We start from the raw sequence: 23,623 nt of genomic DNA, 5'->3' as shown, positions 1-23,623 counted from the left end.
CCTCAAGGTGAATCACATTTCATTTTGTGGCTAACACAAAAATTCGTTGAACTTTGGCTAAAAAACAGGTACTTTGCACACTTCTTTTGATTTAGCTGAAAAACGATAAATAAATATGGAACAACCTATTCAACCTTCACAACACAATACAAAACAAAAACGCCATAAGTCACGCCAACGCCAAGCCGCGCCAAATGTCATCAGCCAAATTATCTTTGCCAGTCGTTGGTTACAATTACCTATTTATTTAGGATTAATTGTCGTACAAGGTCTTTATGCCTATAAATTCATGAAATCTTTATGGGAATTAATGACTAATTTACAAAGTATGGACGCGAATATGATCATGTTAGCCGTACTGAACTTAATCGATGTAGTGATGATTGCTAACTTGCTAGTGATGGTGATCGTCGGGGGCTATGAAATTTTCGTTTCCAAGTTACGTACCAAAGATCACCCTGATGAACCAGAATGGCTTAGTCATGTAAATGCCTCAGTCCTCAAAGTGAAACTGTCGATGTCGATTATTAGTATTTCGTCAATCCATTTACTCCAAACTTTCGTCAATGCCGCCAATATGGACGAAAAAACCATGATGTGGCAATTATTCCTGCACCTCGGTTTCTTGGTTTCTGCGGTTGCCATGGCATATACCGATAAAATTTTGTATAGCACAAGCCATAAAGGACATTAAGGCATTACACTACCTGACTAAAAAGCAAAAACCTGTCAATACACAGTGTTGACAGGTTTTTTTACTTTTATGCGATTAACTCGGCATAACCGCACCCAATTCTTGTGAAATTGCTTGAGTCGTTTGTTTTAAATGGCGCAACAACGTGTCTTGACCAATTTGTTTCAAACGTGCGGTAGATAAGGAAATAGAAACCGAATAGGTGACATTGCCATGAATGTCAAACACAGGGCATGCTAAGCAAGTGACACCTCTTTCATTTTCTTCATTATCCATGGCGTAACCTAATTCGCGAATTTTCGCCAGTTCCAATGCCATTGCTTCTTGTGTCACAATCGTATTCACGGTCAGTTGCTGAATCGTCGCTTGATTCTTTTCCCATTAATCATCTAGCGCATGCCCTTTTTCATACGCCATAAAAATTTTGCCCATGGCAGAACAATAGAGTTCTAAACGCTGCCCAATATAGGCACGTGTACGTAACATACCTGTGGTCGGTTCTAACTTATAAATCATGACCGCATGGTGATGATCACGGGTCGATAAATTAACGGTTTCCCCTGTTTCTAAATTCAACTGCTCCAAATAAGGTGCGGTAAGATTCAAAATATTTAATGAACTCAGCGTTTTTTGCCCGAGAGTTAAACATTTTGTCGTTAAGCGATAAGCCCCTAGCGTATTTGCAGGTTTTACATAGCCACAAGACTGTAACGTTTGCAACATACGATGTGTGGTACTTTTATTCAAATTTGATAATTCTGATAATTTTGCGAGTGGGCAACCGTTCGGAAAATTACTCAAAATATCTATCAGGAGTAAGCCCCTAATCAGACTTTGATTACTGCCTGCTTTCTTCGTTTTATCCTCTTCTTTCATCACATCCATCCAAAAATTAATCGATTCTATCTTTCGCTATTCTAAATAGATATCGGAGAAATAAAAATGGGATCTTGATCACAAAATGCGCTAAAAATTCCTATCTCATTGATTTATCGTATTTTTTATTCTGCTTTTTAATTTGCTAACCCGCATAAATCCGATTATAATTTTTTAAAACGTCGTTTCAATATGTGAAATAAAACACTGAATTGTGAGGATAATATGAAAGTCAGTTACGAAGCCCTTAAACAAGAATTTAAACGCGTATTACTCGCTCGAAATGTCCGTGAAGACATTGCGGAAGAATGTGCAACTATGTTTGCTGATACCACGGAGTCTGGTGTGTATTCACATGGTGTAAACCGCTTTCCACGTTTTATTTCTCAACTTGAAAAAGGCGATATTGTACCCGATGCAGAACCAACGAAAGTGCTGTCTTTAGGCGCAATTGAACAATGGGATGCGCATCAAGCAATTGGTAACTTGACGGCCAAGAAAATGATGGATCGTGCTATGGAAATTGCGGACCAATTTGGTATCGGTGTGGTCGCACTGAAAAACGCTAACCATTGGATGCGTGGTGGTGGATACGGCTGGCAAGCCGCCGAAAAAGGCTATATCGGCATCTGTTGGACAAACTCCATCGCAGTTATGCCACCTTGGGGCGCAAAAGAATGCCGTATTGGAACAAACCCCTTGATTATTGCGGTGCCGACAACCCCGATTACAATGGTCGATATGTCTTGCTCTATGTATTCCTATGGCATGTTAGAAGTACACCGTTTAGCAGGTCGCCAAACCTTTGTTGATGCCGGTTTTGATGATGAAGGGAACTTAACGCGTGATCCGGGCACCGTCGAGAAAAATCGTCGTTTACTTCCAATGGGCTTCTGGAAAGGCTCCGGATTATCCATTGTACTCGATATGATCGCGACTTTACTTTCTAATGGCTTGTCTGTTGCGGAAGTGACCGAAGAAAAAGACGATGAATACTGTGTCTCACAAATCTTTATTGCGATTGAAGTTGATCGCCTCATTGACGGTAACACCAAAGACGAAAAACTAAACAAAATTATGGATTACGTCAGAACCGCTGAACGCGCCGATCCCGATGTGGCTATTCGCTTACCAGGTCATGAATTCACAGCGATTCGGGCTGAAAACAAAGCCAATGGTATCCCTGTTGATGAAACGGTATGGGAAAAAATTAAATCGTTATAAGGAAAGAATATGTTTTTTGGTCATCTCTCTCAGGTTGACAAAAAGCAGTATCCTGAAGCAATCAATATTGCTTTAGATTATTTGTCAAACACTGACTTTAACCAGTTAGCGGCGGGACGTTATCCTATACGCGGTGATCGTATCTATGCCCAAGTTTTAGATTTAGAAACCCAAGAACCGTCGATGCTTTATCCCGAAGTCCATCGCCATTATATTGATGTGCAATATTTGCATTCTGGTTTCGAACGTATTGGCGTCGCCATTGATTTAGGCAACAACGACATTGCAAAGCCGTATGATGCAACGCGAGATATCCTGTTTTATCAGAATGTCGAAAATGAAGTACAGCTCATTATGCGTCCCGGTCATTTTGCTATCTTTTTTCCAAGTGATGTACACCGCCCGGCTTGCATTGATGGTCATTCCACGTCGATCCGTAAAGTTGTGGTGAAAATTGCGGTCAGTGAATTAGAGGTGTCACCATGAAATCACTCAGTATATACGTCACCAAACTCTTAGAAAGCCTAGTGGTCGTTATTTTAGCCACCATGTCTTGCCTTGTCTTTCTCAATGTTGTGTTGCGCTATGGCTTCAATAGCAGTATTAACATTACCGAAGAAGTGTCCCGTTATTTATTTGTCTGGCTAGCTTTTCTTGGCGCTATTTTGGCGTTTAATGAAAATCGTCATGTTAATGTCACGATCTTCACTTCTCGTCTATCTTTGGCTAAACAAAAAATACTACATTTAGTCACAGATAGTCTCATGTTATTTTGTTGCTATCTGCTCATTCAAGGTAGTTGGGTCCAGTTCCAATTAAATCTCAATAATATGGCGCCTATCTCAGGGATACCAATGGGCATCACCTATTTAGCCAGTTTCATTGCAGGCTGTGCTATTGCACTACTACTTGTCATCCGACTTTTTTCCAATGCCAATAGATTGATTAAAGGAGAACAACAATGACCGTCGTTATTTTCCTTTCCGTCTTATTAGGTGCTATTTTATTAGGTATTCCCGTTGCGTTTGCCCTGTTATTGTGCGGTGTCGCATTAATGTTACATTTAGATTTATTTGATGCGCAAATTCTTGCTCAACAGCTCGTCAGTGGTGCAGACAGTTTCTCGTTAATGGCGATTCCTTTTTTCATTTTAGCTGGTGAAATTATGAATGAAGGGGGCTTATCAAAACGGATCATCGATCTGCCAATGAAATTGGTCGGACACAAACGGGGTGGCTTAGGCTTTGTTGCCATCCTTGCGGCAATGATCATGGCAAGTTTATCTGGTTCCGCCGTCGCAGACACCGCCGCAGTAGCCGCGATGTTATTGCCAATGATGAAAACCACGGGATATCCGCTTGATCGCTCCGCAGGATTAATTGGGACAGCGGGCATCATCGCCCCGATCATTCCGCCTTCGATTCCGTTTATTATTTTCGGTGTTGCCAGCGGTGTGTCTATTACCAAGTTATTCTTAGCAGGTATCGCACCGGGCATTCTCATGGGGATTTGTTTAGGGGCGCTTTGGTGGTGGCAAGCGAAACGCTTAAATCTGATGACCTTTTCAAAAGCCACAAAAGAAGAACTGTGTATTTCCTTTAAAAATAGTATTTGGGCGTTGTTACTACCCGTCATTATCATTGGCGGATTCCGCTCCGGGATTTTCACGCCGACGGAAGCAGGGGCTGTCGCTGCATTTTATGCGCTGGTCGTGTCCTTATTTATCTATAAAGAGTTGAAATTCAGACAATTATATCGGGTCATTCTCGCCGCTGGGAAAACCACTGCCGTGGTCATGTTCTTAGTTGCGGCTGCGCAGGTCACAGGTTGGCTCATCACTATTGCGGAATTACCGCAAATGATGACGGAATTACTTGAACCATTAATTGACACGCCAACCCTATTATTAATCGTGATTATGATCTCTGTCTTCGTCATCGGCATGGTGATGGATTTAACACCTACCGTATTGATTTTGACACCTGTGTTGATGCCATTAGTCGAAGAAGCCGGCATCGACCCTGTTTATTTTGGTGTGCTCTTTATTCTGAATACGTCAATTGGGCTTATTACACCACCTGTCGGTAATGTATTAAATGTCATCACCGGTGTATCGAAGTTACCTTTTGATCAAGCGGCTAAAGGCATACTCCCGTATTTATTTATGATGATTATTTTGCTGTTTTCATTCATTTTCTTCCCATCATTGATTTTAACGCCACTTAGCTGGCTACAACCTTAAACTTTAACAGGAGAATATTATGAAACGCTTCAATCTTAAAATGCTCGCAGCTTTAGTGGCCGGTATGGCAGTATTCACCGCGTCAGCAAATGCCGCAACCACATTACGCTTTGGTTACGAGGCACCGCGTAGTGATACGCAACATGAAGCTGCAAAGAAATTCAATGAGCTTCTCAAAGAAAAAACCAAAGGCGAAATTAAACTCAGTCTTTTCCCTGACAGCACGTTAGGCAATGCACAAACCATGATCAGTGCGGTACGCGGTGGCACAATTGATTTAGAAATGTCAGGTTCACCAAACTTTTCAGGTTTAGTGCCTAAATTAAATGTGATTGATATTCCGTTTATTTTCCAAAATCGTGAGCATGCTTATGCCGTGTTAGACGGCGAAATTGGACAAGGCTTATTAAAAGAATTAGAAGCACAAGGCTTAAAAGGGTTAGCCTTCTGGGAAGTGGGTTTCCGTTCATTTACTAACTCAAAACATCCCGTGAAAACGCCAGATGACATTAAAGGATTGAAAGTACGTACTAATCAAAACCCAATGTATATTCAAGCGTTCTCTATCTTAGGGGCAAACCCTGTGCCAATGCCGCTTTCAGAGCTTTATACTGCGTTAGAAACACGTGCTGTTGATGCTCAAGAACACCCTGTCGGTATTGTTTGGTCTGCTAAATTGTATGAAGTACAAAAACACTTAAGCTTAACCAATCATGGATATACCCCACTTATCGTGGTGATGAATAAAGCCAAATTTGATGGGTTGTCACCAGCACTACAAAGCGCTATTCTTGAAGCCGCGAAAGAAGCCGGCGCCTATCAACGAAAACTCAATTTGGATAATGAAAAAGGCATTATTGAAAAAATGCAAAAAGCAGGCATCCAAGTGATTGAAACGGTTGATACCAAACCATTCAAAGCAGCGATCGAAAGTGAAGTACGTAAAGCTTTCATTGAGAAAAATGGTGATGACCTCGTCAAACAAATTGATGCGCTTGCTAAATAAGCGAAATTCGCGGTCGATTTAATATTTCATGCGGATCGACCGCACTTTTGCTCCTTCCTCATACCTCAGGAGGAAACATGGTGATAACTGAACAATCTCCAATTCTTAGCCTACAGAACATCGTCAAACGATTCGGTAGCCATACAGCAGTAAATCAGGTGAGCCTTGATATTCATCGGGGTGAAATCGTGGCTTTACTTGGTGAAAATGGTGCGGGAAAATCCACACTCATTAAGATTCTGGCGGGCATCTATCCCCGAGATGAAGGCGACATTACTTTTCATGGACAAAAAATCCAGTCTGCCCAATCGCTCTCACATACCAATAAACAGCCCATTGCGTTTATCCATCAGGATTTAGGCTTGATTGAATGGATGACAATTGCAGAAAACATGGCATTTGTTATGGGATTTCCTCGTCGTTTTGGATTAATTGATTGGAAAAAAATCAATCAACAAGCACAAGAGGCATTAGACTTTGTCGGTATTCAATTGTCCGCTGAAACACGCGTCTTTGATCTGAGCCGAACAGAAAAAGCCTTACTGGCAATTGCCCGCGCGATCGCTATCAATGCAGAAATTTTAGTCTTAGATGAACCCACAGCTTCGTTACCTGCTAGCGATGTGGAACACTTGTTTGTCGTGTTAAATCGCCTACGCTCGCAGGGGGTAGGGATGATTTATGTCACTCACCGTCTCGATGAAGTCATTACTATCTCTGATCGTATATTAGTCATGCGAGATGGTTATCCTGTCGCACAAGGTGAAACACAGCATTATGACGTCAAAGCATTAGTGAAAGCGATTGTGGGTGAAGAAACGCGCGGAAAACAAAGAGAACCATTGCCACACAATACACCTGAAGTATTGCAATTAAATCATATTGTTGTCGGCGATACCGGTCCTGTTTCCTTCAGGTTACATGAAGGTGAAATGATCGCGCTCGCAGGGTTACGTGGCGCAGGTCAAGAAGAAATTGGGCGCCTTCTCTTTGGTATGCGTGAATTAGAAAGTGGTAATATCCTTTTCAATAACCAAGACTATCATGCCACATCGCCAAAAGAAGCTATTCAAAAAGGCATCGCTTTGGTTGCTGGTGATAGGGTAAAAGAAAGTCTCGTTATGTCCATGACAACATCTGAGAATTTATTTATTAATCCTGTCCTAAGTGGTCATTCACCACTGAAAAATTATGCGCGGAAACAAGAATGGGCTGAAAGTTGGTACAAATTCCAATTATTCGATATTCGTCCCAAAAATTTATTTATCGACGTCAGTGCGCTATCCGGTGGAAACCAACAAAAGATCGTGCTTGCCCGTTGGATGCACCTTAATACGCCCGTGCTGATTTTAGAAGATCCCACCGCTGGGGTAGATGTCGGCGCAAGGGCAGAAATTTATGATCTCTTAAATCAGGCGTTGAAAAAAGGGATAGCCATTATTGTGATTTCAAATGACTTCGAAGAAATTGCCCATTTATGTAATCGAGCTCTCGTCTTTAACCGTGGTGAGATCGCAGGTGAATTGTTCAATGAACAAGTCACGTTCGCCAACTTACTGGCACTCGCTTCAGATTCCAAGTCGAGCATTAATTAATTTTTGCATTTTAGACCGCACTTACACTCAATAGGAGCGCACTATGGCTCAAACAAATATCAAATCAACTGCACTAGAGCATCCCGTCTCTATTGCGCGTGATGGATTTGCCGCTTGGTTTTCCCAAATGCTCACCAGATATGGATTATTATGGTTGTGCTTTTTGCTTGTTATCATTTTCTCGTTAACCACCGACTCCTTTGCGTCGATGCTAACGTTAAATGCCATTTTAGAAAGTAAATCCAAAATTGCCTTACTTGCACTCGCTGCCACCACCACAATGATTGTGGGCAAAATCGATTTAAACGTCGGTTTCGGTATTGTCCTGTGGCATATTCTCGCCATTACATTACAAGTCCAATTTGGTTTCTCTTGGCAAATGGCTACCGTAACCGTATTAATTGTCGCCGCCATTTACGGACTCCTTAATGGTATTCTGGTCGCGCTGGCGGATATTGATAGTTTCGTGGCAACCTTAGGTTCAGGCACAGTCCTTTATGCGATTGCTTTATGGCATTCTGGTGGACGCCAAATTGTCGGTGACTTACCTGATGGTTTCATTGCTATTAACAGTACTGAAATCTTTGGCATTCCAATTTCCGCCTTTTATGTCCTCATTATTGCGATTGTGATGTGGCTAGTGACAGAACATACTCCAACAGGGCGCTGTATGTATGCAGTGGGAGGCAATCCTACCGCTGCCCATCTCAATGGCATCTCCATAAAAAAATACACCATTGTCCCTTTCATTGTCTCCAGTTTAATCACTGGCTTTACTGGCGTGTTAATTGCCGCGCAACAAGGTGTTGGACAAGCGAGCGTAGGAATGGACTATTTATTGCCTGCACTTGTTGGCGCATTTTTAGGGAGTACTACCATAAAACCAGGGCGGATCAACGTATGGGGAACCGTGGTAGGGATTGCTATCCTTGCGATTGGTATCTCCGGTATCCAACAATTTGGTGGGGCATTCTGGGTGGAACCATTGTTCAATGGCGCAACACTTTTACTGTCCATTACGATTGCCGGCTATGCACAGCGCAAACGTTTATTAAATCAAAAAGCAGTACACAAAAGAGCAACAAAATAACTTTGTTGTTGATACTCATCTAATACTGAGGAGAACTTTATGAAACAGCAATTTCATCGTGGTTTAAGCGCACTCGCCGCGTTAGTCACACTCTCTTTTGCGACGCAAGCGCTCGCTAACGATCCTTTTGTGGCAGAAGCCAAACAACATGTCGCTGCCGCAACGGCACAACAAACGGTCTGGGACGGACCTACCACTGGACCTAAATTACAACCAAGTAAAAATGTGATTTTTGTTGCTTCCGACATGAAAAATGGCGGTGTACTTGGCGTGATTGATGGCATGAAAGAAGCCACTGCGGTCGCGGGTTGGAAATTTGATGTGCTTGATGGGGCGGGTTCTGTGAACAACCAACTTTCTGCCTTAAACCAAGCGATCGCACGTAAACCTGATGCGATTGTGATTGGCGGTTGGAACCCTAATGTGGCAAAAATTCCTTTAGGCAAAGCCAATAAAAATGGAATTACTCTTGTTGCTTGGCATGCGACACCAGAACCAGGTCCAATTGATAAATATAATATTTTCTACAATGTGACATCAGACTCCGACCAGATTGCTAAACTCTCTGCACAACTTGCGGTCGCAAATTCAGATGGGAAAGCCAAAGTGGTTATTCTGACCGACTCGTTATATGAAATCGCGTTACGCAAAGCAAATGTGATGAAAGACGTCATTGAGCAATGCAAAGAATGTAAAGTATTGGAATTTATTGATACACCATTGGCAGACACCTCAAGCCGTATGCCGAGCTTGACCTTTAGCTTATTGCAAAAATATGGCGATGATCTGCAATACACCTTAGCGATCAACGACCTCTATTTTGATTTCATGGCGCCATCATTACGTTCTGCTAATAAAGGCGAGATGCCTTATAACATTTCGGCTGGCGACGGTTCGGTGACCGCTTACCAACGTATTCGTACCAACAATCATCAATTTGCAACCGTACCAGAACCGTTAAATTTACATGGCTGGCAGCTTGTCGATGAGCTAAATCGCGCCTTTGCCAAAGAGAAACCGTCTGGTTATATCACCCCAGCCCACCTCGTCATTAAAGACAACGTGGCATTTGACGGTGGTGAGAAAAATCTTTACGACCCACAAAATGGTTATAAAGATGCTTATAAACGCATTTGGGATGTGAAGTAATTCGTCATGGCGGTCGTGAAAATTTGTAAAAAACGACCGCACTTTCCTCATAAGGAGAGCTTATGTTACCCGCAAAAATTGAAATTTATGATCCACGTTTCTACGACTTCGTTGGCTCAAATTTACACATTGAAGAACTGTTTGATCAGGCTATTTGGGCTGAAGGACCGGTCTGGTTAGCGGAAGAAAATGCGGTGATTTTTAGTGATGTCAAAGGCAATACGATGTACCGCTGGACAGCAAACGAGGGAACACAAATTTTTCGTTCTCCCTCCTATTTTGCGAACGGGAATACCGTCGATGCGATGGGCAACCTAATTACTTGTGAACATGAAATGCGTGGCATTAGCTTGACAGATAAACAAGGTCATCGTCGGTTACTGGTCGATAAACTCGAGCAAAAGCAACTTAATTCACCGAATGACGTGGTGGTGAAATCCGATGGTACAATCTGGTTTACCGATCCCCCCTATGGTATTTTAAGTGATGCGGAAGGGAAAAAAGCCGCCAGTGAAATCATCGGTTGTTATGTTTATTGCTATGACCCAGCCACAACAGCGCTACATGTGGCAAGCTTTCATGTTATGCGCCCAAATGGTTTGGCCTTTTCTGCCGATGAATCGCAATTGATTGTCGCAGACATGTCTGCCGTCGAGTTTGAAAAATCAGGTTTACACCATCTTGTTGCGTTTGATGTGGTGGGTAAACAACTTGAAAATAGACGCATCATTGCAGAAATCTCACCGGGGATTCCCGATGGTTTTTGTATTGATCAACAGAATGTGATTTATTGTAGCTGTGAAACGGGATTGGTCATTTTATTAATGGATGGCACCCTTTTAGGACGTGTCCTCCTAGATAAAACCACCTCAAATTGTACATTTGGTGCCGACCAAAAAACCTTATTCATTACAGCGACAAATAGTCTTTATCGGTTAACTTGTTATTAAGGATGGACTGTGAATTATTACTTAGGCATAGACTGTGGGGGGACGTTTATCAAAGCAGCACTCTTTGATAAAACGGGAAAAATGTTTAGTTGTGTCCGTGAAAATGTGCAAGTCATCAGTGAACAAGCGGGCTATGCTGAACGTGATATGGATGAGTTATGGCAAATTTTTGCTCGTGTCATTCGTCAAACGATTGAGCGTAGCCAAGTTTCCCCTCAACATATTAAAGGGATAGGAATCTCTGCACAGGGCAAAGGGGCTTTCCTATTAGATCAAGAAAATAAACCGCTTGGTCGAGGAATTTTATCTTCCGATCAGCGTGCGTTAACGCTTGTCAAACAATGGCAAGAACAAGGGATCCCTGAGCAATTATATCCACATACACGACAAACGCTCTGGACAGGTCATCCTGTTTCTATATTACGTTGGTTAAAAGAACATGAGCCGGAGCGTTATCAACGAATTGGTTCAATTCTGATGTCACATGATTACTTGCGTTTTTGTTTAACTGGTGAGCTACACTGTGAAGAAACCAATATATCTGAATCAAATCTCTACAATATTCATAGCGGTCAATACGATCCCAAACTTGCCGAGCTGCTCGGGTTAGAAGGCATTATTGCGAAGCTCCCACCGGTTATCGCGGCTAACCAAATTGCGGGATATGTCACGCCCAAAGCAGCTGAACTCACCGGATTGGCTGTAGGAACCGCTGTCGTCGGTGGTCTTTTTGATGTGGTATCAACCGCACTTTGTGCCGGTCTGGATGATGAAACCAAACTGAATGCTGTATTGGGCACTTGGTCGGTGGTGAGTGGGGTGACTCAACATATCGATCAGCAACAAACACTGCCTTTTGTTTATGGATGTTATGCGGAAGCTGGCAAATTCATTGTCCATGAAGCCAGCCCGACTTCCGCAGGAAATTTAGAATGGTTCGTCAAACAGTGGCATTTGGATTATGCACACATTAATCAGCATGTTGCATCCCTCGAACCTGCCTCAAGCTCTGTCTTATTTGTGCCATTCTTATACGGTTCCAATGCAGGACTAGGTATGCAAGCTTGTTTCTATGGTATGCAAGCTCACCATACCCAAGCACATCTACTCCAAGCCATTTACGAAGGGGTCCTGTTCAGTTTAATGCATCATTTAGAGCGCATGCGAAAACGCTTCCCACAAGCAAACCTGTTGCGTGTCACAGGCGGACCAACCCAATCCCCTATTTGGTTACAAATGTTGGCTGATTTCACAGGAATGCGATTAGAAATTCCACAAATCGAAGAAACCGGCTGCTTAGGGGCGGCATTAATGGCAATGCAAGGGGCAAATGAATCAGCAGATGTCTTTCAAGCACAATCTATGCTGCATGTGGAACCGAATCCGGCTTATTTTGCAGCTTACCAAGCTAAATATCAACGCTATCAACAACTTACTACTGCCTTAAAAGCAATGCTTTAATTGATAATGAGGAACAATATGGCAAAACCACTTATTCAACTTGCACTAGATTCGCTTGATTTAGAAAGCGCGGTTGTCACCGCAAAAAATGCGGCTGATTCTGTCGATATTATTGAAGTCGGCACCATTCTTGCCTTTGCAGAAGGAATGCGCGCAGTCCGTACATTGCGCGCCTTGCACCCAGATCACATTTTAGTCTGTGATATGAAAACCACTGATGCAGGAGCAATTTTAGCGGAAATGGCATTCAAGGCAGGAACAGACTGGCTCACCGTTTCTGCCGCGGCTCACATTGCCACTATTGCGAGCTGTAAAAAAATTGCGGATAGTTACAACAAAGAGATTCAAATTGAAATCTATGGTAACTGGACATTTGACGATGCAAAAGCGTGGGTGGATTTAGGCATCACACAAGCCATTTATCATCGTTCACGCGATGCGGAAGCAGCAGGCAAAGGTTGGAGCGAAGACGATCTGAACACGATGAAAAAACTGTCCGATATCGGTCTGGCGCTTTCTATTACAGGCGGCATTATCCCTGAAGATATTCATTTATTTAAAGAAATCAATGCTAAAGCCTTCATTGCTGGCAGAGCCTTTACGGGTGAAGCGGGCAAATTAACTGCAGAAAAAGTGCGGTCAGAAATTAATAAATATTGGTGATAATACAGAAATACGGAGCAAATAGTGAGAAAACATAAAATAGGGATTTATGAAAAAGCCCTCCCTAAAAATATAAGCTGGCAAGATCGTCTCTCCATTGCCAAAGCCTGTGGCTTTGACTTTGTTGAAATTTCCATTGATGAAACTGATGAACGACTTGCACGCTTAGATTGGACAAAAAAAGAGCGCATTAAATTAGCAAAAGCCATTATTTCAACAGGCATCACGATTCCTTCCATGTGCTTATCGGCTCATCGTCGCTTCCCATTTGGTAGCCGAGATGAAACCACGCGCCAAAAAGCTTATGAAGTGATGGAAAAAGCCATCCAACTTGCTGTTGATTTAGGTATTCGTACTATTCAAATCGCAGGTTACGATGTGTACTATGAAGAACAAGATGAAGGAACGATTGCTCGTTTTCAACAAGGGATGGAATGGGCGGTAGCACTTGCCGCTAGCAATCAAGTCACCCTTGCGGTCGAAATTATGGACACAAAATTCATGAGTTCGATTAGCCGTTGGAAAAAATGGGATGAGTTAATTCGCTCCCCGTGGTTTACCGTTTACCCTGATTTAGGCAATCTGTCGGCGTGGAATGATAATGTTGCAGAAGAACTGAAATTAGGTATCGACAAAATTTCGGCGATCCATTTAAAAGACACCTATAAAGTAACAGAAACCTGTCAAGGGCAATTCCGTGATGTGCCATTTGGTGAAGGCTGTGTTGATTTTGCGCAATGTTTTAAAACACTAGCCGCGTTAAATTACCGTGGTGCTTTTTTAATTGAAATGTGGACGGAAAAAGCGGAAGAACCCATTGCTGAAATTATCAACGCACGTCGTTGGATCGAACAAAAAATGAAAGAAGGTGGTTTCCAATGTTAGAAGAATTGAAACAAAAAGTGTTTGAAGCCAATTTGGCATTACCCAAATACAAGTTAGTGACATTTACTTGGGGTAACGTGAGTGGCATCGACAGAGAAAAAAATTTAGTTGTGATTAAGCCCTCCGGCGTAGAGTATGACACCATGACAGTGGAGGATATGGTAGTAGTTGACCTCTTTACAGGGCAAGTGGTGGAAGGCAACAAAAAACCTTCCTCAGATACCGCGACCCATTTAGAACTTTATCGTCAATTTCCAAGCTTAGGCGGGATTGTTCATACTCACTCACGCCACGCTACGATTTGGGCGCAAGCCGGTGAAGATTTGATTGCGGCGGGGACGACTCATGCTGATTATTTCTATGGTTCAATTCCTTGTACACGTAAAATGACCCCTGCCGAAATTCAAGGCGAATATGAGCTTGAAACCGGCAAAGTGATTGTGGAAACATTCCGTGTGAGAGGAATCGATCCGAAAGATGTACCAGCAGTATTAGTGCACTCTCATGGTCCTTTTGCTTGGGGTACCGATCCTGATAATGCCGTACATAATGCAGTGGTTCTGGAAGAGATTGGCTATATGAATTTATTTAGTCGTCAACTGCGTCCAAATTTAGCGTCGATGCAGCAAGAATTGCTAGATAAACACTACTTACGTAAACATGGGAAAAACGCGTATTACGGGCAATAAAACGCGCTAAGCAAAAGAGCTAAAGGAGGTACTTTAGCTCTTTATCCTTAAAAGGTGATTAGTCGAGAACGGTAGCAAGGACAGACGCGATTCCGTCTTCATCATTGCTCAACGTGATCAAATCCGCCTGTTGTTTAACCTCGTTTTCAGCATTGCCCATTGCGACACCGAGCCCCACTGCACTTAACATAGAGATATCGTTATGATTATCCCCAAACGCAATCACATGTTGAGGTGCAATGTGCCAGGAGTTCAGTAATTCTAAAAGTCTTGCGCCTTTCGTGTTACCTGCATTGGCGATATCAACACGATCAACCCAAGACCATTCGCAACTAAACTCCGTTGGTGAAAGTGCTTGGACAGCCTTGAGCATTGTGTCACGTTCAGGATGACTGATCACGAATTTCCAGATAGTTTCCTTATCATCCAGCAACGCGTGAAAATCTGAAACCTGACATAAATGCGGGCGTACGTGAGGAGGACAATGTTGGACCCATTGAGAAAATTTTCTCATGTGCTCATTTAATACAGCGTAGTTCATGGCATCACGCGAATACACGAGTAAATGAAGCCCATACTTTTCAGCCAGTTGCACTACTGTTTTCGCTTGCGATAAAGAAAGCGGGTTTGCACTGAGTACTTGATCGGTTTGTGGTTGATAAACATAAGTCCCATTACAACAAATCATCGGCGTGGTTAAATTCAGTTCATGATAATAAGGGTATGCTGCAGTGTGGTGTCGTCCGGTCACGAGCATGACCTTGAGCCCTTTATCCAGACAATGCTGAATGATTTTTTTACTGGTGGGAAGAATTTGACCTTGGCGATTTAATAAGGTGCCATCAAGATCAAATGCAATGACTTGATATTTCATCTTTTTTCCTGTATTGAATATAAGTTACTTAATACAGTATAGAGTGTTTAATAAAAAAAGAAAATGAATCTTCAAGCCTCATAGACAAGCAAGAAATTCATTATCCTTTAGCAGTAAAATAGCGTAAAATACTGCTCAAATTTGAGTCTTAATTACTTAGGAGTAATCACTATGGCAACACGTAGAGAACTGGCAAATGCCATTCGTTTTTTAAGTATGGATGCAGTGCAAAAAGCAAAATCAGGGCATCCAGGTGCACCGATGGGGATGGCAGATATTGCAGAAGTCTTATGGCGTGACTTTTTAAAACATAACCCAAGCAATCCACACTGGGCCGATCGCGACCGTTTCATTTTATCCAATGGTCATGGTTCAATGCTGATTTACAGTTTATTACATTTAAGTGGTTATGACCTTTCTATTGAAGATTTAAAACAATTCCGTCAATTACATTCCAAAACACCGGGACACCCAGAATATGGTTATGCGCCGGGTGTTGAAACCACAACAGGACCATTAGGTCAAGGGATTACGAACGCAGTGGGTTTTGCGATTGCGGAGAAAACCCTTGCCCATCAATTTAACCGTCCAGGTCATGAAATTGTTGACCACCACACCTATGTGTTCTTAGGCGATGGTTGTTTAATGGAAGGGATTTCTCATGAAGCTTGTTCTTTAGCGGGTACTCTAGGGTTAGGTAAACTAATTGCCTTCTATGACGACAACAATATCTCAATTGATGGTCATGTGGACGGTTGGTTCACTGATGATACGCAAAAACGGTTTGAGGCCTATGGTTGGCATGTGATTCCTGCGGTAGATGGTCATAATCCAGAACAAATTCTTGAGGCGGTGAAACAAGCCCAAGCGGAGACAACCAAACCAACGCTCATTATTTGTAAAACCATTATCGGTTATGGTTCACCGAATAAAGCCAACTCACACGATTGTCATGGTGCTCCATTAGGTGATGATGAAATTGCGGCAGCACGTGAATTCTTAAAATGGGAGCATGCCCCGTTTGAAATTCCTGCGGAGATTTATGCACAGTGGGATGCGAAAGAAAAAGGTCAAGTTGCTGAAAAAGCGTGGGAAGAAAAATTGGCAGCTTATGCCAAAGCTTACCCAGAATTAGCGGCGGAATTTACCCGTCGTGTGAATGCGGAGCTACCGGCAAACTGGGCGGCAGAATCACAAGCCTTTATTGAACATTTACAAGCGAATCCGGCGAGCATTGCCAGCCGTAAAGCGTCACAAAATGCAATTGAAGCCTATGCTAAATTATTACCGGAGTTTTTAGGTGGGTCAGCGGATTTAGCCAGCTCAAACTTAACCCTCTGGTCAGGTTCCAAACCAATCCGTGCAGTAGAAAATGCCGATGGTAACTACATCAACTACGGTGTGCGTGAGTTTGGTATGTCGGCGATTATGAATGGTATTGCGTTACATGGTGGTTTCATTCCTTATGGTGCCACTTTCTTGATGTTTATGGAATATGCACACAATGCGGTGCGTATGGCGGCATTAATGAAACAACGTTCATTATTTGTTTACACCCACGACTCTATTGGGCTTGGTGAAGACGGTCCAACTCACCAACCGGTTGAACAAACGTCTGCTTTACGTTTAATTCCAAATTTGGAAACATGGCGTCCATGTGACCAAGTGGAATCGGCGGTGGCGTGGAAAGCGGCGGTGGAACGTAAAGAGGGACCTAGTGCGTTAATTTTTACTCGTCAAAATCTTGCGCAAATGGACCGCACTGCTGAGCAGTTAGCCAATGTGGCACGTGGTGGTTATGTATTACGTCACTGCTGTGAAAACCAAACTTGCCCAGATTTAATCTTGATTGCGACCGGTTCTGAGGTGGAATTGGCGATGAAAGCAGCGGATGTTTTAGATGCAGAAGGGGTAAAAGTGCGTGTTGTCTCTATGCCGAGCACCAATGTGTTTGATAAACAAGATGCGGCTTACCGTGAAAGCGTGTTACCAAGCCACATAACAAAACGTGTTGCGATTGAAGCGGGTATTGCGGACTTCTGGTACAAATATGTGGGCTTTGAGGGACGTGTTGTGGGGATGAACAGTTTTGGTGAATCCGCACCAGCTGACCAATTGTTCAAACTCTTTGGTTTCACCGTTGAAAACGTGGTCGCGAAAGCCAAAGAAATTCTCTAATCTGTCTTTTAGCTCAACACACAATCTGCACATTAACATAGTTTAATGTGCAGATTTTTTATATGTGTATCCAACTAAAGATAGCGCTCATCCCTGACAGGTGCAGAAACAAAACATCCCAAAAAATCCATTGATTGTATGCAATACGATGTTTACCCGACTTTTACTAAATATCCTTCAAAAAAATCAATGCGCTATTTACAAAAAGCAAAAAATCATTAACTTTGATTATTTTATAGATAAAAAGGCTTGCATTTATTGAAACGATCTTGTAATTAATTAGCTTTATTCAAACACAATATCATTCATATTTTTAGATAAGGAAAATTTTATGCAAAACGTTGGTTTTATCGGTTGGCGTGGGATGGTGGGGTCCGTCTTGATGGATCGTATGCAAGAAGAAAATGACTTTGCCAATATCAATCCTGTGTTTTTTACCACATCACAAGCGGGTCAAAACGCCCCCGTATTTGGTGGCAAGCAAGCGGGTGAGCTGAAAGATGCTTTTGATATCGCTGAATTACAAAAATTAGACATTATCGTGACCTGTCAAGGTGGTGATTATACCAACGAGGTGTATCCGAAATTACGTGCAGCAGGTTGGAAGGGATATTGGATTGATGCCGCGTCCGCATTACGCATGGAAAAAGACGCGATTATCGTGCTTGATCCAGTGAACCAAAATGTCATCAGCGAAGGCTTAAAAAATGGCATTAAAACCTACGTTGGCGGTAACTGTACTGTGAGTTTAATGTTAATGGCGTTAGGCGGTTTATTTGAACGTGATTTAGTAGAATGGGTGTCTGTAGCAACATACCAAGCAGCAAGTGGTGCGGGTGCGAAAAACATGCGCGAATTATTGGTACAAATGGGTCAACTTGAAGACAGCGTGAAAGTGGATTTAGATAATCCAGCCTCCTCCATTTTAGACATTGAACGTAAAGTAACAGCAAAAATGCGCGGTGATTTACCGATTGAAAACTTTGGTGCACCACTGGCAGGGAGCTTAATTCCGTGGATTGATAAACTCTGGGAAGATGGTCAAACCAAAGAAGAATGGAAAGGCTATGCGGAAACCAATAAAATTCTTGGCTTAGACGACAGTCCAATTCCTGTTGATGGTTTATGTGTGCGTATCGGTGCATTGCGTTGCCACAGCCAAGCTTTCACCATCAAAATGAAAAAAGATTTACCACTTGAAGAAATTGAACAAATTCTTGCAAGTCACAATGAATGGGTGAAAGTGATCCCAAATGAAAAAGACGTGACCTTACGTGAACTGACGCCAACCAAAGTGACAGGGACTTTATCTGTGCCCGTTGGTCGTTTACGTAAACTCAAAATGGGACCGGAATATTTAGCCGCGTTCACAGTGGGCGACCAATTACTCTGGGGTGCCGCTGAGCCACTTCGCCGTATTTTAAAACAACTTGTGGCGTAATCCCCTTTCCTATCATAAAGAGCAGGCAACACGCCTGCTTTTTTCCTTTCTACGCCTCATCCTAACTGCCTGGCACATAGTCGGTAAACCGATTTTATGCTAGAATAATGCTCTCTCCACTCTCAATAATTGGTAAGTGCTATGATCCGTGAACCCCATTTTACTCACTTTGCCTTGGCTGAATTACATCCTTTTGCAGCACAATTTCCGTTGCAAGACGTACAAGGGAAAAAAGGGGTACGTATTACCTATCGGCATTTTGTACAAGACAATCCCGTACAGCGTAATTTGGTGATTTTAGTCAATGGACGTGCAGAAAACTTATTGAAATGGACTGAACTGGCTTATGATTTCTATCAACAAGGCTACGACGTTTTGGTATTTGATCATCGTGGGCAAGGCTATTCACAGCGTTTATTGCCAGATCATGAGAAAGGTTATATTGATGAGTTTCGTTTTTATGCGGACGATATGGCAATTTTATTAGCGAAAATCAGCGCACTTTATCCTTATGAAAATCAACATATTCTCGCCCATTCCTTAGGTGCATTGATTAGTACTTATTACCTTGCCAATTACGATCATCAGGTGAAAAGTGCGGTCTTTTCTGCGCCATTTTATGGCATTCCTCTCAAACATTCTTTCCGAGATGAGCTCATTATTAATCTAATGATGTTATTAGGTCAGGGTTCACGCTATGTGTTTGGCAAAGGACGTTATCAACCGGCGGATTTGGATAATAATGATTTAAGTTGTTGTCGAACTCGTATGCGCTGGATGAATCGAATTAATCGTCGGTATCCGCATATTCATTTAGGGGGACCGACCTTCCGTTGGGTGCATTTATGTTTTAGTGCCATTAAAAAATTACCGACTATTTTGCCGCGTATTGAGATTCCTGTGCTGATTCTACAATCGGAGAAAGAAAAGATTGTGGAAAATAAAAATCTGCGCAAACTCACCGCACTTTTACCACGAGGAGAGTTAACACAAATTGCGCAAAGTAAACACGAAATTTTATTTGAGCGTGATCTTATCCGCTCCGAGGCACTCAAGAAAATTAGCCAATTTTTTACTGCCAATAGCGCCAAATAAACACGCCTAAGGCAGTAAACAACAGACAACCTAATAGGTGACCTGAAGCAAGCATAAGACCTGCGAGCCATTTCTGTTGTATCAGGTTTTCAATCACTTCAGCGGAAAAGGTGGAAAACGTAGTCAAACTCCCTAAAAAGCCTGTCACAAAAAATAAACGCCATTCAGCAGAACATTGTGGATATTGCCAAAAAAACGCTAAAAATACACCAATAATCAAACAACCAAGATAATTTGCTACCAGTGTACCTAATGAAAATGCGCTAAAAAGCGGATTCAGTAATAACCCCAATCCCCAACGTGACAACGCGCCCAGTGCAGCACCGCTGCTAATGAATATGATTTGTTGTCCGACACTTATCACACTTCGACTCCCAGCTATGTGGCAAAGGGGTACTCATTCAATATCAAATATAGTACGAATATAATTTGCTACTGATTCTTGTGCATTCATACCAATTACTTCGAGATGTGGGCACGCCTCTTTTAATCGAGGATCGGCATTGCCCATTACACAACCTTTACCAACGCGACTGAGCATTTGCACATCGTTCATCCCATCACCAAAAGCCAAGCAATGTTGTAAGTCATAATCCCGATCGGCTAACACTTTTTCAAGTGCACTCGCTTTTGAGACATTTTTATTCATTATTTCTAAACACACCGGCGTGGAATAAGTAATACTGGTGGTATCCGCATAGTTAGCTTGTAAGTGTTGCTCTAAGCCGATAAGATCTTGCGGTTCACGTCCGATAAAAAAGACTTTCTCTGTTTCACGACCATGGTGCTGTGCAAAATCCACCACCTCATACATAAAGCCTGAATCTTGATGATATTTACGCAGTTGTGGCACATCAATATTAATAAACCAGTCATCCCCTTGATACGCACTGACACACACACGTTGGCGATCAAAATCCAAATTCATAATGTCAAAAGCAATTTGTTCAGGTAAATAATCACGCACTAACAAATTGCCTTGTAAATCCTGTGCTCTTGCGCCATTGGACGTAATCATCACCGCCTTTTCAATATTCACTTTTTTTAAAATTGGTAACAAATCCGTGTGGTTACGCCCCGTTGCCAACATAATATCGATCCCTTTGGCAGCAAGCTGTTGTAATGTTTGAATCGTAAAGTCACCGATCATATGGTGAGCATTTAATAAGGTGCCATCTAAATCGGAAACAATGGCACGGAAAGGAAAAAATGACATATACCATCCTACTGTCTAACTGTTTTGCCTATCATACCATAACCTGAGTTGGCATTCTGGAAAAACACATAACGAAAACGTTTTCATATTTTTTAACATTTTGTAAAAAAAAAGTTTGCGCTGAAAAAAAAATATGATATGAATATAAAACACACAACAACATACTCAACGATTTGGAATTGACGTTATGGCATTACGCCCTGTACTTAGCATTATTATTAACCTCGTGGTGATTATTATCACTGCGGGGCGAGCGCGTTAATGTTTGACTGTCAATAAACAAAGAAGATCAAATTTAACCCTCGTCTGATAGCAGATGAGGGTTTTTTTTACTTACCAATTATGCAAGGGTGATAAAGATGAATGGGGCAAGATTAGTAACCGAGAGTTTGAAAACACATGGCGTAACCACCGTTTTTGGCTATCCCGGTGGGGCGATTATGCCAGTTTATGATGCGCTGTATGATGCGGGCATAGAACATTTATTGTGTCGTAATGAGCAAGGTGCAGCGATGGCAGCCATTGGCTATGCGCGTTCAAGTGGCAAAGTTGGCGTGTGTATTGCCACTTCTGGTCCGGGTGCAGCAAACTTGATCACCGGCTTAGGGGATGCCTTAATGGATTCGATTCCGGTTGTTGCGATCACTGGGCAAGTGGCTTCTCCCTTGATCGGTACAGATGCGTTCCAAGAAGCAGATGTGCTCGGTTTATCTCTTGCTTGTACCAAACACAGCTTTTTAGTGCAAAGCATCGAAGAATTGCCAGACGTGATTGCTAAAGCCTTTGAAATTGCTGCCAGTGGGCGTCCGGGTCCAGTTTTGATCGATATTCCAAAAGATATCCAAATTGCCCCAACCGATGTCACGCCGTTCACCTATTCTGTGGCAAAACCCACCGCACTTTCACAAGCGCATTTAACAGATACACTTGCATTACTCAAACAAGCAAAACGCCCCGTGCTGTATGTCGGGGGCGGTGTAGGTATGGCGCAAGCCGTACCAGCGTTGCGTGAGTTTCTTGCAGTAACGCAAATGCCAAGTGTGTCCACCCTAAAAGGTTTAGGTTCAGTTCACCCGGATAATCCTTATTATATGGGCATGATTGGTATGCACGGCACCAAAGCCGCAAACTATGCGGTGCAAGAATGTGATTTATTATTGGCATTTGGTGCACGCTTTGATGATCGTGTAACAGGTAAGCTGGATACGTTTGCCCCCCATGCCAAAGTGATCCATGCTGATATTGATATGGCTGAAATCGGGAAATTACGTCGTCCAGATGTGGCATTGTGTGGGGATATTGTTCAGGCTTTCAATGCCCTAAGCGTCCCGTTGAACATTGCTGAGTGGCAAGCACATATCAAACAACTCAAGCAAACACACGATTTTTGTTACTCGACAAACCAAGGGGATACCTTTATTAATCCGTTATGGTTGCTGAATTCATTATCAAAGAAGAAACCACAAAGTGCGGTGATTACTACTGATGTTGGACAGCATCAAATGTGGTCAGCCCAGCATATGCAACATTATGCTCCTGAAAACTACATTACCTCAGCCGGTTACGGCACCATGGGCTTTGGTTTGCCAGCAGCAATTGGCGCGAAAAAAGCCCGTCCTGACGATGAGGTGATCTTAATTTCTGGCGATGGCTCTATCATGATGAACATTCAAGAATTAGGCACCTTCAAACGCGGAAAAACACCGGTGAAAATTGTGTTGTTAGACAATCAACGTTTAGGCATGGTTCGTCAGTGGCAAGAGCTGTTCTTCAACGCCAGATTTAGTAATACGATTTTAGATGACAATCCCGATTTCGTGATGCTTGCCGCTGCATTCGGTATTCAAGGCGAACGCATCACCAAAGGAGAAGAAGTGGAAGGTGCACTCGATCGTTTATTAGCGAGCAAAGAAGCCTATTTCTTACATGTGTGTATTTCAAGTAATGAAAACGTTTGGCCATTGGTACCACCGAATGCCTGCAACCTTGATATGGTTGAACAAATGTAAAGTGCGGTCTGTTTTGACGAAATTTTAAGGAAAGATTATGCAAACCTATCAATTCACCCTCGACGTTAATCAACGTCCTGAAACCCTAGAACGTATTTTACGTGTGATTCGTCATCGTGGTTTTTATGTCGTCGCGATGAATATGACCGCACAAGGCGAACAAGCCAACATTGATTTTACCGTGAAAAGTGACCGCGCTTTCGCTTTACTGACGAATCAATTAAGTAAAGTGTACGATGTGTTAGCTATTCATCAAGTACGTGCATAAAAATATAAGAGGACGAGC

At 42.5% G+C, this 23,623-nt stretch carries 22 protein-coding genes and 1 pseudogene; 19 read left to right on the top strand and 4 right to left on the bottom strand.

Going from position 1 to position 23,623, the window contains the following annotated elements:
• Positions 1 to 115: 115 nt before the first annotated feature.
• Positions 116 to 694 (top strand): TIGR00645 family protein, encoded by a 579-nt coding sequence (locus tag CKV69_RS09130; protein WP_005717722.1) that lies wholly within the window; start codon positions 116 to 118, stop codon positions 692 to 694.
• A 75-nt stretch (positions 695 to 769) separates the two neighbouring features.
• Here the strand turns inward: CKV69_RS09130 and CKV69_RS09125 are convergent.
• Positions 770 to 1,579, bottom strand: a pseudogene (locus tag CKV69_RS09125) (IclR family transcriptional regulator).
• A 216-nt stretch (positions 1,580 to 1,795) separates the two neighbouring features.
• Here CKV69_RS09125 and yiaK point away from each other — a divergent pair.
• The 13 genes from yiaK (at position 1,796) to araD (ending at position 14,524) form a co-directional block, all read left to right on the top strand.
• A complete protein-coding gene (yiaK, locus tag CKV69_RS09120) occupies positions 1,796 to 2,794 on the top strand; it encodes a 3-dehydro-L-gulonate 2-dehydrogenase (protein ID WP_005717718.1) in 999 nt (332 codons plus the stop codon).
• 9 nt (positions 2,795 to 2,803) lie between these two features.
• Positions 2,804 to 3,280, top strand: coding sequence for a NanQ anomerase/TabA/YiaL family protein (locus CKV69_RS09115; RefSeq protein WP_005757426.1), 477 nt, complete (start codon positions 2,804 to 2,806; stop codon positions 3,278 to 3,280).
• Positions 3,277 to 3,759 (top strand): TRAP transporter small permease, encoded by a 483-nt coding sequence (locus tag CKV69_RS09110; protein ID WP_005754782.1) that lies wholly within the window; start codon positions 3,277 to 3,279, stop codon positions 3,757 to 3,759. Before CKV69_RS09115 ends, CKV69_RS09110 begins: the two co-directional genes overlap by 4 nt.
• Positions 3,756 to 5,036, top strand: coding sequence for a TRAP transporter large permease subunit (locus tag CKV69_RS09105; RefSeq protein ID WP_005723763.1), 1,281 nt, complete (start codon positions 3,756 to 3,758; stop codon positions 5,034 to 5,036). The genes CKV69_RS09110 and CKV69_RS09105 overlap by 4 nt, the downstream gene beginning before the upstream one ends.
• Before the next feature lie 19 nt (positions 5,037 to 5,055).
• Positions 5,056 to 6,042 (top strand): TRAP transporter substrate-binding protein, encoded by a 987-nt coding sequence (locus tag CKV69_RS09100; RefSeq protein ID WP_005717703.1) that lies wholly within the window; start codon positions 5,056 to 5,058, stop codon positions 6,040 to 6,042.
• A gap of 77 nt (positions 6,043 to 6,119) precedes the next feature.
• Entirely contained in the window at positions 6,120 to 7,637 is a 1,518-nt protein-coding gene (locus tag CKV69_RS09095; RefSeq protein ID WP_015702618.1) for a sugar ABC transporter ATP-binding protein, read from the top strand.
• A 43-nt stretch (positions 7,638 to 7,680) separates the two neighbouring features.
• Positions 7,681 to 8,727: an ABC transporter permease gene (locus CKV69_RS09090; protein ID WP_005723759.1), complete on the top strand. Its 1,047-nt coding sequence runs from the start codon at positions 7,681 to 7,683 to the stop codon at positions 8,725 to 8,727.
• 39 nt (positions 8,728 to 8,766) lie between these two features.
• Positions 8,767 to 9,876: an ABC transporter substrate-binding protein gene (locus tag CKV69_RS09085; protein ID WP_005754781.1), complete on the top strand. Its 1,110-nt coding sequence runs from the start codon at positions 8,767 to 8,769 to the stop codon at positions 9,874 to 9,876.
• 62 nt (positions 9,877 to 9,938) lie between these two features.
• Positions 9,939 to 10,826, top strand: a complete 888-nt coding sequence (locus CKV69_RS09080; RefSeq protein ID WP_016532781.1) for an SMP-30/gluconolactonase/LRE family protein — start codon at positions 9,939 to 9,941, stop codon at positions 10,824 to 10,826.
• A 9-nt stretch (positions 10,827 to 10,835) separates the two neighbouring features.
• Positions 10,836 to 12,287 (top strand): FGGY-family carbohydrate kinase, encoded by a 1,452-nt coding sequence (locus CKV69_RS09075; RefSeq protein ID WP_015702616.1) that lies wholly within the window; start codon positions 10,836 to 10,838, stop codon positions 12,285 to 12,287.
• 18 nt (positions 12,288 to 12,305) lie between these two features.
• On the top strand, positions 12,306 to 12,950 hold the full coding sequence (locus CKV69_RS09070; RefSeq protein WP_015702615.1) for a 3-keto-L-gulonate-6-phosphate decarboxylase UlaD: 645 nt from the start codon (positions 12,306 to 12,308) through the stop codon (positions 12,948 to 12,950).
• Positions 12,951 to 12,974: 24 nt separating this feature from the next.
• Positions 12,975 to 13,835, top strand: coding sequence for an L-ribulose-5-phosphate 3-epimerase (locus tag CKV69_RS09065; RefSeq protein WP_005723751.1), 861 nt, complete (start codon positions 12,975 to 12,977; stop codon positions 13,833 to 13,835).
• Positions 13,829 to 14,524 carry an L-ribulose-5-phosphate 4-epimerase gene (gene araD, locus CKV69_RS09060; protein WP_005723749.1) on the top strand — a complete coding sequence of 232 codons (696 nt, stop codon included), beginning with the start codon at positions 13,829 to 13,831 and terminating at the stop codon, positions 14,522 to 14,524. Before CKV69_RS09065 ends, araD begins: the two co-directional genes overlap by 7 nt.
• Positions 14,525 to 14,582: 58 nt before the next feature.
• On the opposite strand, the gene CKV69_RS09055 is transcribed toward araD, so the two are convergent.
• Positions 14,583 to 15,398, bottom strand: coding sequence for a pyridoxal phosphatase (locus CKV69_RS09055; protein ID WP_015702614.1), 816 nt, complete (start codon positions 15,396 to 15,398; stop codon positions 14,583 to 14,585).
• Positions 15,399 to 15,569: 171 nt separating this feature from the next.
• On the opposite strand from CKV69_RS09055, the gene tkt reads away from it, so the two are divergent.
• The 3 genes from tkt to CKV69_RS09040 all read left to right on the top strand — a co-directional run bounded on the left by tkt (position 15,570) and on the right by CKV69_RS09040 (position 20,112).
• Complete coding sequence (tkt, locus tag CKV69_RS09050; protein WP_016570008.1) at positions 15,570 to 17,576, top strand: transketolase; 2,007 nt, start codon at positions 15,570 to 15,572, stop codon at positions 17,574 to 17,576.
• A gap of 331 nt (positions 17,577 to 17,907) precedes the next feature.
• Entirely contained in the window at positions 17,908 to 19,017 is a 1,110-nt protein-coding gene (asd, locus tag CKV69_RS09045; protein ID WP_005752172.1) for an aspartate-semialdehyde dehydrogenase, read from the top strand.
• Positions 19,018 to 19,158: 141 nt separating this feature from the next.
• The gene (locus CKV69_RS09040; protein ID WP_005718501.1) at positions 19,159 to 20,112 is read left to right on the top strand and encodes an alpha/beta fold hydrolase; all 954 of its coding nucleotides are present in this window, start codon (positions 19,159 to 19,161) and stop codon (positions 20,110 to 20,112) included.
• Here the strand turns inward: CKV69_RS09040 and crcB are convergent.
• Positions 20,090 to 20,476: a fluoride efflux transporter CrcB gene (gene crcB, locus CKV69_RS09035; RefSeq protein ID WP_005724493.1), complete on the bottom strand. Its 387-nt coding sequence runs from the start codon at positions 20,474 to 20,476 to the stop codon at positions 20,090 to 20,092. The two genes, CKV69_RS09040 and crcB, sit on opposite strands and share 23 nt — an antisense overlap.
• Positions 20,477 to 20,509: 33 nt before the next feature.
• Positions 20,510 to 21,328, bottom strand: a complete 819-nt coding sequence (locus tag CKV69_RS09030) for a Cof-type HAD-IIB family hydrolase (RefSeq protein WP_005755234.1) — start codon at positions 21,326 to 21,328, stop codon at positions 20,510 to 20,512.
• 359 nt (positions 21,329 to 21,687) lie between these two features.
• Between CKV69_RS09030 and ilvG the strand changes: the two genes are divergently transcribed.
• Both ilvG and ilvM read left to right on the top strand, forming a co-directional pair.
• Complete coding sequence (gene ilvG, locus CKV69_RS09025; protein ID WP_015702612.1) at positions 21,688 to 23,337, top strand: acetolactate synthase 2 catalytic subunit; 1,650 nt, start codon at positions 21,688 to 21,690, stop codon at positions 23,335 to 23,337.
• A gap of 37 nt (positions 23,338 to 23,374) precedes the next feature.
• Positions 23,375 to 23,605 (top strand): acetolactate synthase 2 small subunit, encoded by a 231-nt coding sequence (gene ilvM, locus CKV69_RS09020; RefSeq protein WP_005718478.1) that lies wholly within the window; start codon positions 23,375 to 23,377, stop codon positions 23,603 to 23,605.
• Positions 23,606 to 23,623 lie beyond the last annotated feature (18 nt).

This window comes from Pasteurella multocida (genome assembly GCF_900187275.1).
Classification (GTDB): Bacteria; Pseudomonadota; Gammaproteobacteria; order Enterobacterales; family Pasteurellaceae; genus Pasteurella; species Pasteurella multocida.
The sequence above is the reverse complement of the archived record's forward strand: the minus strand, read 5'-3'. Positions and strand labels throughout refer to the sequence as shown.

What these genes read in the sequence shown, in the direction of transcription:
- CKV69_RS09130 (WP_005717722.1), top strand. Translation starts at nt 116, where the DNA reads ATGGAACAACCTATTCAACCTTCACAACACAATACAAAACAAAAACGC.
- yiaK (WP_005717718.1), top strand. Translation starts at nt 1,796, where the DNA reads ATGAAAGTCAGTTACGAAGCCCTTAAACAAGAATTTAAACGCGTATTA.
- CKV69_RS09115 (WP_005757426.1), top strand. Translation starts at nt 2,804, where the DNA reads ATGTTTTTTGGTCATCTCTCTCAGGTTGACAAAAAGCAGTATCCTGAA.
- CKV69_RS09110 (WP_005754782.1), top strand. Translation starts at nt 3,277, where the DNA reads ATGAAATCACTCAGTATATACGTCACCAAACTCTTAGAAAGCCTAGTG.
- CKV69_RS09105 (WP_005723763.1), top strand. Translation starts at nt 3,756, where the DNA reads ATGACCGTCGTTATTTTCCTTTCCGTCTTATTAGGTGCTATTTTATTA.
- CKV69_RS09100 (WP_005717703.1), top strand. Translation starts at nt 5,056, where the DNA reads ATGAAACGCTTCAATCTTAAAATGCTCGCAGCTTTAGTGGCCGGTATG.
- CKV69_RS09095 (WP_015702618.1), top strand. Translation starts at nt 6,120, where the DNA reads ATGGTGATAACTGAACAATCTCCAATTCTTAGCCTACAGAACATCGTC.
- CKV69_RS09090 (WP_005723759.1), top strand. Translation starts at nt 7,681, where the DNA reads ATGGCTCAAACAAATATCAAATCAACTGCACTAGAGCATCCCGTCTCT.
- CKV69_RS09085 (WP_005754781.1), top strand. Translation starts at nt 8,767, where the DNA reads ATGAAACAGCAATTTCATCGTGGTTTAAGCGCACTCGCCGCGTTAGTC.
- CKV69_RS09080 (WP_016532781.1), top strand. Translation starts at nt 9,939, where the DNA reads ATGTTACCCGCAAAAATTGAAATTTATGATCCACGTTTCTACGACTTC.
- CKV69_RS09070 (WP_015702615.1), top strand. Translation starts at nt 12,306, where the DNA reads ATGGCAAAACCACTTATTCAACTTGCACTAGATTCGCTTGATTTAGAA.
- araD (WP_005723749.1), top strand. Translation starts at nt 13,829, where the DNA reads ATGTTAGAAGAATTGAAACAAAAAGTGTTTGAAGCCAATTTGGCATTA.
- CKV69_RS09055 (WP_015702614.1), bottom strand. Translation starts at nt 15,398, where the DNA reads ATGAAATATCAAGTCATTGCATTTGATCTTGATGGCACCTTATTAAAT.
- tkt (WP_016570008.1), top strand. Translation starts at nt 15,570, where the DNA reads ATGGCAACACGTAGAGAACTGGCAAATGCCATTCGTTTTTTAAGTATG.
- asd (WP_005752172.1), top strand. Translation starts at nt 17,908, where the DNA reads ATGCAAAACGTTGGTTTTATCGGTTGGCGTGGGATGGTGGGGTCCGTC.
- CKV69_RS09040 (WP_005718501.1), top strand. Translation starts at nt 19,159, where the DNA reads ATGATCCGTGAACCCCATTTTACTCACTTTGCCTTGGCTGAATTACAT.
- CKV69_RS09030 (WP_005755234.1), bottom strand. Translation starts at nt 21,328, where the DNA reads ATGTCATTTTTTCCTTTCCGTGCCATTGTTTCCGATTTAGATGGCACC.
- ilvG (WP_015702612.1), top strand. Translation starts at nt 21,688, where the DNA reads ATGAATGGGGCAAGATTAGTAACCGAGAGTTTGAAAACACATGGCGTA.
- ilvM (WP_005718478.1), top strand. Translation starts at nt 23,375, where the DNA reads ATGCAAACCTATCAATTCACCCTCGACGTTAATCAACGTCCTGAAACC.